The organism is Bacillus sp. ISL-7 (assembly GCF_018613065.1).
On record NZ_JAGGQW010000067.1, the window covers coordinates 24,198 to 33,454 of the forward strand.

A 9,257-nucleotide genomic window follows, 5' to 3' on the forward strand; every position below is an offset into this window, starting at 1 on the left:
ATAAATTAGCTAATTATTCCTTTCCATATTATTGAAATACTGTTGCTCGGCTTACAAAAAAATCGTGTCTATAAGTGCCGGTTATGTAAAGGGGTGTTAAATAGTAGTTCGCGGATTAAAGTTACTCTAAGAATTGGAGCACGATGAGGCTACTTTTAATCAAACGTTTGTGTACTGGGAAAATGGTGGGAAATTAATAGAATGATGTAAGTAAATGAGAATTCCATCTGACTTTGTGGGAATTTGGGTTATTTCCTGCGAAATGTTCAAATGGTTCTCGACAATCTTCATTCATGCTTAGCATGGGAAAATCTTATAAATCAGTACTTGCAGTTGTTTCAACCAAACGTTTGATTAGTATAGCCTATATGGAATTTAGTCGAATGGCTGTCGTTTAGTGAAAATTGTGGTTCGGATGCAATTTAGCCAATTTTCTTTCATTGAAGTAACGGATAAAGATACTACTATTTCTGGTCAGGTAGAGGAAGGGGCTAAGGTTGAAATTAAAGTGAATGGTACTGTGGTTGGCTCGGGTACGGCTGGAACTGCTGGAACTGATGGTAAGTTCTCGATTACGATCCCGGTACAAAAAGCGGGGACAATATTGCTGGTCACGGCTAAAGATGCAGCAGGTAATATCAGTACTGCGAAAACCGTAAACTGATAAAGCTAAGAATGTAAGTATAGTAACGAACTTAAAAGTAAAATAGCTAATTCAAAGTTAAAAAAGCACACGTAAAATCCATTTCGATTTAGGATATTTACGTGTGCTTTATTTATGACACAACTATTTTATTAATCTAATGTATAACTACCGTTACTAATTTTACCTCCTTTATAGTATTTATTTTGGAAAATAGAGGATATATTCTAGCAAAAGATATATTATTAATCTAAGACACTATTAGAAGGGGATTTATATGAGAAAATTATTCAGCATTTTGATTGCAACTGTTATCTTTCTTGGGATTGTTCCTAGTTACATAGGAGCGGCAGCGATTGCTACAGAGCCACAGATTCAGGTAAAGTTAGTCAAATATTTAGGTAATCAGTCAAGTATTTCATTAAAAATAGTGGGAAGCTACTATTTAAATGGAAATTCTTCTGATCCATTGATACCTAATACAAGCTATACGGTAAAGGTAGAGAATGGCACTCTTAGCTTATATGATGGAAATACTACATTAGTAGCATCTGGGGCCGATATATCGATTACTCCAGTTCATCACATTGACCATGCTATCATTAACGACCGTGAATACATAGGAGGTTTTCGTTTTACGGTAGAAAATAATCAATATGTCAGACCCATTAACACCATTAATCTCGAAGATTACGTTAAAAGTGTGGTTCCATCTGAATCGTTTGGGAGTGGGCCAATGGAAGCTCTGAAGGCTCAAGCTGTTGCGGCACGAACGTATGCCTATTATCGTTTGAATAAAACAATCAATGATACCACCTCCTATCAGGTATATGGAGGTGTTACAAGCGAATAGCCTAAATCCTCGGATGCCGTTGACGCGACTGCTGGTGAACTATTAACCTACAATGGTAATGCTATTGATGCTGTCTTCTCATCATCAAACGGTGGAAAAACGGCAAACAAGTTTAATAGCTGGTCCAGCAGCACCTTTCCGTATTTTAAGGTTCAAACCGATGAGTATGATACGACCATCACCTGGAATGTTGCATTACATAAACAGCAAATCGATTTCTCTTCATTGGACCTAAAGAATCCAGACAGCTGGTGGGATTCAACAAATGAAATAGATGCTGATTTCACTAGCAATATAAAAAAATGGATGATGAATCATCTACCAGGATTCAGCAATAAACAAATCAAAATTGTTTCAATACCTAAGGTTACTTTTTCTGCTCCTACCGAAAGTGGTCGATTTTCATTAGGGGAACTATCGGTCGAATTTTTTGTAAAGGACGAATTCAATCCAAATGAGGAGCTTGAACTTCAAACCACTAGTACCGGTATCATGCTTGCAGACAATATTCGTGCGGTCATCAGTTCAAAAGACCTGAAAAGTAATTTGTTTACTCTCAACGAAACCACGGATGCTTATTTGTTTTCAGGATTAGGGAATGGCCATGGCGTTGGCTTAAGCCAATATGGTGCGTATTATCGGGCCAAAGCAGGAATTTTATACAAGGACATACTATCCTTTTACTATCCAGGGACTGTTTTATTTAAGCAATACAAATCCGCACCTGAACGTGCCATTGTATACGAAGTAACAGATAAAGATACTTCTGTAACAGGCGAAGCGGAAGCAGGGTCAACAGTAGAAGTAAAAGTAAATGGATCTACCATTGGATCAGCGAAAGCCGGTACAGATGGAAAATTTACAACGGTTATTCCGGTTCAAGTAGCAGGAACGGAATTGGTCATCACAGCAACTGACATTGTAGGAAATGTAAGTGATATGACTGTAGTAGTGGTGAAAGATGCCATAGCCCCTACGAAACCAGTAGTAAAGCAAGTAAGTGATAAAGATACAACTGTAACAGGTCTAGCGGAAGCTGGGACCAAAGTAGAAGTGAAGGTAAATGGTTCAGTAATCGGTACAGGCAGAGCTGGAGAAGATGGTCAATATAAAGTGACAATTCCAGCACAAAAGGCAGGTACTGAATTAGTTATTATTGCAACAGACACTGCTGGAAATATAAGTAATGCATCCACCATTAAAGTCATAGACAAAACCGCTCCATCAGTTCTTACTGTATATACCGTTTCAGACAAATCAACTGGAGTAACAGGAACAACTGAAGCTGGAGCAACTGTTACAATAAAAATTGGGACAAAAAGTTATACAGCTAAAGCTGATTCCAAAGGGAACTACAAAGTTATCATTCCAGTGCAAAAAGCAGGTACAAAGTTAATCATAACTGCCAAGGATGCAGCGGGTAATGTGAGTGTCGCAAAAAGTATCACAGTTCTTGATAAAACAGCACCAGTTATTCCAACTGTTTCCACTGTTTCAGACCTAACGAAAGTAGTAACTGGTAAAGCAGAAATTGGAGCCACTGTCACTGTTACAATCAGAACGAAAAAGTACACGGCAAAAGCAGATGCAAAAGGTAACTATAAGGTAACGATTCCGGTTCAGAAAGCAGGAACAAAATTAATTGTGACTGCGAAAGATGCAGCTGGAAATATCAGTATTGCTAAGAGTGTAATTGTGATTGACAAAACCGCTCCATTGGCACCGAAAATTAAAACTACAGTTAAAAGCAAAACAAAAGAAGTTACTGGAACTGCCGAAGCCTACTCTACTATAACGATCAAAGTCGGAAGTAAAGTCATCGGCACAGCCAAAGCAGACTCCAAAGGGAATTTTAAAGTGAAAATTAAAGCTCAAAAGAAGAAAGCAATTATTAGTGTGACAGCGACAGACAAGGCAAGAAATATTAGTAAGGCTACCACGGTTAAAGTTAAATAATTTTTTTAAAAATATTAATCCCCTACACGCAATGTGGAGGGGATTTCTTGTGCGCCTGGCAATGCATGTTAGTGTGGTTGTATGCGGAGAGTTTGTGAATTTTTGCATTGGAAGTTGAAGAGGAGAGGCTCTCGGTTCCTCTCCATTTTTATTTAAGCAAACTTTATTTTTTTATGTTTTATTTGAAAAACTTTTATTCTATAAATTTATACATTTATAGAATATTGATATGATTTACCATTTTCGGTTCTAACCGTTACTACAATCTTACTTTGATTGGCCCATATACCTATTTTAAAATTGATACTCATGCTCCAGTTATTGTAAGGAGTGATAGTGGTGTTAATTCCTGCGTTGGAAAGAGTTTCTGTATTATATGTTGAATATAGAGAATTATTTTCATATATTTCAACCTTCTCAATATACACACTTTCACCAGGCTCTAAATTGTAAATACTAAAAGATAGGCTCTTAATTAAATTATTCATAATAAAAGATCCATGGAAAGGTGGGGAATTTCCGGAAGAATATTATTGCTGTCCTCGACAATCTTCGTATTCAGTTGGTACGGAGAAAGCTTATAAATCAGATATTTACAGATGTTTAACCAAACGTTTGAATAGTATAGCCTATATTGAATTTGGTCGAATTCACCTATCTATCGTATAGAAATAGGTCGAGATTGAAAATTTTAGGGGTTAGATCCTCACTCGTAGAGCATTATGTATACCCAACGGATGGATGGGATAGTAACCATTGTCACCCTAAAATAATAAAGACTCTAGTAACTTAGTAATGTAAAATAGAGATACATGAAACAGAATCTAACTATAATGAAAGACAAGGCCATTGAGATTTATAACATAAAGCAAAGGATTGATGATGAGAAAATGTTACGAAAGAGTTTAGTTTTTTTAATGATGATTGTACTTATGATGGGAATGGCTCCTTCTACATTTTCTCCCATTGCATTAGCTGTTGATCACCCGGCTGATCAGCAAACAGAAGTACCAAGTGGTTATATTGGAATTTATTCAGCCGAGGACTTATATAATGTTCGGAATAACCTAAACGGTAGCTATATTTTAATGAATGATATTGATTTAACGGTGGACACAGCAGAAGGTGGCCGTTTTTTCAATAATGGGTCTGGTTGGAATCCAATTGGGAATGCTGCCACCCCATTTACAGGTAATTTCGATGGTAATGGCTTTAAAATTATCGGTTTAAAGGTTACCATCCAATCGAGTGAATTTATTTATGCTGGTCTGTTCGGATACGCGAAAAATGCGAAGATTACGAACGTAGGCATGGAAAATAACAACATTGATGTTGAGAATACTTCATTAGATTCAAGCACTGCAAAGGCCTATGCAGGAGGGGTTGTTGGCTACGGTTACAATGTCACACTTACCAATATCTATAATAGTGGACAAATCTCGGCACAATCGTTGTTTGAAGGCTATGCTGGTGGTATTGCTGGGTATGTGGACAGCAGCTACAATTTGTATTCAACTGTTTCAAATAGCAATAACACCGGGGCTGTTAATGCTAAGACAGCGGCAGGAGGAATAGTTGGTAAAACCTACAGGGCCAACATCAACACTGTCTATAATAAAGGGGATTTTAATACCCAATCAAGCGGCGGCTATACTGGGGGTATCGTGGGCTATTTAAACACAAATTCCTCAATTACGACTGCTTACAATATCGGGAATATTCAGTATCGAACGGTAGGTGGAGGGATAGCCGGCTATACTTACGGTTCTTCTATTAATAAAAGTTATAACCAAGGGGAAATCAGCAGTACGGTTACTTCATCAAGGGGTGGAGGAATTGTAGGAACCACGAGCAGTACAATGATAAGTGAGAGCTATAATACAGGAAAAATCAGTGGTTTGGGTAAATATTCTGATGGTGGAGGGATTGCAGGCAACCTTGCAAGCAACTCTTCTATAGTAGATTCCTATAACACGGCAGACATCAGTGCTGATAGCTCCACGGGTGGCATCGTTGGTGAGCAATATAGTTCTGTTATTAGTAAATCCTTTAACACCGGAACGATAAGTGGGAGTTATACAGGTGGAATGAGCGGTTGGAGTTCGGGAGGGACCATCCTGGATAGTTTTAATATTGGCTCGGTCAAAGGGAAATATGATATCGGGGGTATTACGGGATACGGTTCCAATACCACCATTAAAAACACGTACAATGCAGGTTCGGTCATGACAACCATCTCCTATTCAGGTGCGTCTCTGGGAGGGATTACAGGAAAATTTGAAGGCAGTATGGAGAACAGCTATTACCTAGACAAAGTGCAAAACGGTGTTGGGACTGGAGTATCAGAGGGAACGTTTAAAAAAACGTTCGAACAGATGAAGGATCCATCTACGTTTTTTGGGTTTAATTTTTCAATCACTTGGAAGTTGGATGAAGTATCAAGTTTTCACTTCCCAATATTAAGCCAGGCTCCAAGTGTGCAAACAGAAAAGAGTCTAGATCTGTCCATGTCCCCCATCCCAGAAAAAACAGCCTATGTTCAGGGAGAGGAACTTGATTTAACCGGAGCGAAGATCAAGGTAAGAACGAATCATGGCAATGAGTTTGTCGTTGCTGTTTCGGAAGATATGGTTACAGGATATAACCCAAATAAAATAGGAAATCAGACCATTAAAGTGAACTATGATGGGCTGTCTACGTACTTCAATCTATCGGTTAAAGCAAAATATACAGTGACGTTTACTGATTATGATGGCCGTATATTAAAAACAGAAGACGTTCTGGAAGGTGAATCGGCTACATCTCCAGAAACTCCATCGCGGGCGGGATATACGTTTACCGGCTGGAGTGCTAATTATCAACAGGTGAAATCAAATCTGACCATTACTGCCCAATACACTATTAATGTCTATACGGTCACCTATATGGATGGAGATACTGTTCTAAATTCAGAAGGATATAATTCTGATGCAATGGTTGGCTATCCCGTGACGCCTATTAAATCGGGGTATACATTTATCTATTGGTACCAGGACCCTGATTTCCAAACAAAATATCAATTTTTCCAGACACTTACAGAAAATACTACGATATATGCAAAGTTTGGAAAAAATCCCGATTCTCCGCTGAATGTGAAGCTTAGTGTAGCTGGATTTAATAAAGTAAAGATTGCATGGAGTCCAGTGGAGGGTGTGGATGGCTATGAAGTCTATCGTGCTACCTCTCCTAATGGGGATTATAATCATTCCTGGGGCTTAGGCAGTAATGAACAAAGTCTCCTTTGGGATGATCTCGATACAGGAACCACTTACTATTTTAAAGTGAGAACGTATCGGATTGTTGATGATCAATATATTTATAGTTCCTTTTCGCCGGTTTTAAGCAGCAGGCCTGTTTTGGCGGGAGTGACATCTGTCAAAGCAGTTTCAGCAGGATACGATAAAGTGAAACTTAGTTGGACAAAGTCAGGCGAGTCGAGCGGTTATGAAATTTTCCGTTCTGTCACGTCAAATGGGGCCTATAGTCAAGTAGGGACTGTCACAAGTGGATCCACCTTAAGCTATACAAATGGCAGTCTATTAACAGGAAAGATCTATTATTATAAAGTGAGAGCATACCGAACAGTGGATGGAAAAAAAGTGTATAGCTCTTTCTCAAGTATCGTAAATGCCAAGCCTCTTATAACCGCTACTACTTCTGTTAAAGCAGTCACTGCAGGATATAACAAGACCAAGGTGAACTGGGCAATGGTAAGCGGGGCAAACGGATATGAAGTGTATCGCGCTACTTCAAAGACGGGAGCGTATAGTAACATAAAAACCATTACAAGCGGCAGTACATTAAGTTATTTAAACAGTAGTTTAACCTCAGGGAAAACCTATTATTATAAGGTGCGAGCGTATCGGACAATCAATGGAACTAAAGTTTATAGCCCGTTTTCCAGTATCGTCAGTGCCAAACCTACTTTGGCTCAACCAGCGAAGATTAACGTGGCAAAAATGAGCAGCACTTCGATCAAGGTTTCCTGGAGTTATGTGAGCGAAGCTTCTGGTTATGAACTATACCGGGCAACTGCAAAAACAGGTAGCTACGGAATGATTAAAACACAGACTACTAGAACGGCTGTTAGCTTCACAAATACAAAGTTAGCTAAAGGACGTACGTATTTTTACAAAGTGAGAGCGTATCGTATGGTAAATGGGAAAAAAATATATAGTTCTTTCACCACTATTATGTCAGCTAAATTGTAGTCGTGTCACGGCAAGAGTAATACACGGTACGATCGATAAAATTCCTAAAATGAGACCAGTGCATCATGAAGCTGGTCTCATTTTTTAATTTGTTGGCTTCTAATCCAAAATGGATGCCGTTCTCCGCTTACATAACTTTTTACATTCATGCCACAAACTAAGACACTAGTGGAAATTAGCCAATCGCAGCAATGCTGGGTAAGGCACACATTTCTAGTTCAGCAGCTAACTAGGGTTCCTTTTTAAAGAGTCCTGTTGAAGATATCTCTCGACAGGCTTCTTAGGTGTTTGAAGGGATAAATCCAGGAGTGGTGCGTACTGAGGCCACTATTAATTAAACGTTTGTGTAGTAGGGAATGGACGGGCAATTAATAGAATTATGTAAGTTTAATAGAAACCTAGATGATTTTGTGGAAAGTTGGGTTATTTCCTGCGAAATTTATTTCCGGTTCTCGACAATTTTCATTCTTGCTTGGCAGGGAGGGTGGTTATAAATCAGTACTTATAACTGTTTTAACTAAACGTTTGATTAGTATAGCCTATATGGAATTTAGTCGAAAGGGCGTCGATTACTGACAAAAGTGGTTTGGAGCTTATAAAAGACAAATCTCTTGTACCTACGGCAGGTTTTGTCCAATAGGGATCGTATAAAGGACAAATCTCTTGCCCCTGCTACGGGTTTTAACCTTTATACCGCTTAGGTGACCGATTAAGAATGTAACCTTACCAGTGACTTCAAAAAAATGGATTTGGCGGTAACGAGTAACATATTCTCCAACGAAGAGAGCAACAATCTCTAAGAAAACAACCAAAAATAAAGGAGGACTGATCAGTCCTCCTTTTGATATGGATACCTATTATCGCTCACATGCAATAAAATCTTTATCCCGGTCACTTTTCTTATTAGCGTCATACAGCGCTTTTGAAACATATGGCTTGTACTTTGATTCCAGAGCCTGTCACGCCTCGATATTTGTCGAAGATTGATAGGTTTTTAGATTAGCGGAAAGTGATAGAATGAAGTTGCAGCTGAATATTGTTGGGGTGGCTGGTTGTTACGCTTCTTTCCGTTTCGGAAAGGAGGTGATAATCATGGAAACATTTCTTGAAATTCTACGAGGAGAAATGTCATTGGTTGGAATAAGCTTTTATGATATGGCTTCGATTAATGCTTTAACAGATACACAAAAGGAAATTATACTATCTCAAAAACCAGGAATTGTTAGTTTATGGGCTATATCGTGGAATAGAGAAAAGAAAGAATTAAAAGAAAGAGTACAATTCGACATGTATTATGTAAATAAAATGTCTTTGACATTCGATATCAAAATAATAATAAAAACTATTACAATAGTATTAGGAAGAACTGGAGAGTTTTAAATCTTTTTAATTATAAATTTTAGACACGTTAAAAATTGAGACAAAAACCAACCCTATTGGGTTGGTTCAGATTGTAGACAAAAGGCATTCGAATGAGCCATTCGAATGCCTTTTTATTGTTTTTTTGCTCGTAAGAGCAAAATTTAGACCTATCCTATGCCTATTTCTAGGCCAT

The 9,257-nt window shown here is 38.2% G+C and carries 6 protein-coding genes and 2 pseudogenes; 6 read left to right on the top strand and 2 right to left on the bottom strand.

The window, feature by feature from the left end; all coding sequences use genetic code 11:
- Positions 1–397 precede the first annotated feature (397 nt).
- The 4 genes and pseudogenes from J7E66_RS25830 to J7E66_RS32090 all read left to right on the top strand — a co-directional run bounded on the left by J7E66_RS25830 (position 398) and on the right by J7E66_RS32090 (position 3,452).
- Positions 398–664 carry an Ig-like domain-containing protein gene (locus tag J7E66_RS25830; RefSeq protein WP_308162590.1) on the top strand — a complete coding sequence of 89 codons (267 nt, stop codon included), beginning with the start codon at positions 398–400 and terminating at the stop codon, positions 662–664.
- 256 nt (positions 665–920) lie between these two features.
- Positions 921–1,496, top strand: a complete 576-nt coding sequence (locus J7E66_RS25835) for a SpoIID/LytB domain-containing protein (RefSeq protein WP_215005299.1) — start codon at positions 921–923, stop codon at positions 1,494–1,496.
- Between the two features lie 15 nt (positions 1,497–1,511).
- Positions 1,512–2,447, top strand: a pseudogene (locus tag J7E66_RS32085) (SpoIID/LytB domain-containing protein); the annotation flags it as partial.
- The gene (locus J7E66_RS32090; protein ID WP_251033144.1) at positions 2,436–3,452 is read left to right on the top strand and encodes an Ig-like domain-containing protein; all 1,017 of its coding nucleotides are present in this window, start codon (positions 2,436–2,438) and stop codon (positions 3,450–3,452) included. The pseudogene J7E66_RS32085 and the gene J7E66_RS32090, both read left to right, overlap by 12 nt.
- Before the next feature lie 206 nt (positions 3,453–3,658).
- Here the strand turns inward: J7E66_RS32090 and J7E66_RS25845 are convergent, their stop codons facing one another.
- Positions 3,659–3,940 (bottom strand): hypothetical protein, encoded by a 282-nt coding sequence (locus J7E66_RS25845; protein ID WP_215005305.1) that lies wholly within the window; start codon positions 3,938–3,940, stop codon positions 3,659–3,661.
- Positions 3,941–4,369: 429 nt separating this feature from the next.
- Here J7E66_RS25845 and J7E66_RS25850 point away from each other — a divergent pair, with 429 nt between their 5' ends.
- Complete coding sequence (locus tag J7E66_RS25850; protein ID WP_215005308.1) at positions 4,370–7,702, top strand: InlB B-repeat-containing protein; 3,333 nt, start codon at positions 4,370–4,372, stop codon at positions 7,700–7,702.
- A gap of 857 nt (positions 7,703–8,559) precedes the next feature.
- Here J7E66_RS25850 and J7E66_RS25855 read toward each other — a convergent pair.
- Positions 8,560–8,652, bottom strand: a pseudogene (locus J7E66_RS25855) (excalibur calcium-binding domain-containing protein); the annotation flags it as partial.
- Between the two features lie 142 nt (positions 8,653–8,794).
- On the opposite strand from J7E66_RS25855, the gene J7E66_RS25860 reads away from it, so the two are divergent.
- Positions 8,795–9,082, top strand: coding sequence for a sugar transferase (locus tag J7E66_RS25860; RefSeq protein ID WP_215005311.1), 288 nt, complete (start codon positions 8,795–8,797; stop codon positions 9,080–9,082).
- The last annotated feature ends 175 nt before the right edge of the window (positions 9,083–9,257 follow it).

Coding starts and splice junctions, on each gene's coding strand:
- J7E66_RS25860 (WP_215005311.1), top strand. CDS start 8,795: ATGGAAACATTTCTTGAAATTCTACGAGGAGAAATGTCATTGGTTGGA.
- J7E66_RS25835 (WP_215005299.1), top strand. CDS start 921: ATGAGAAAATTATTCAGCATTTTGATTGCAACTGTTATCTTTCTTGGG.
- J7E66_RS25850 (WP_215005308.1), top strand. CDS start 4,370: ATGATGATTGTACTTATGATGGGAATGGCTCCTTCTACATTTTCTCCC.
- J7E66_RS32090 (WP_251033144.1), top strand. CDS start 2,436: ATGACTGTAGTAGTGGTGAAAGATGCCATAGCCCCTACGAAACCAGTA.
- J7E66_RS25845 (WP_215005305.1), bottom strand. CDS start 3,940: ATGAATAATTTAATTAAGAGCCTATCTTTTAGTATTTACAATTTAGAG.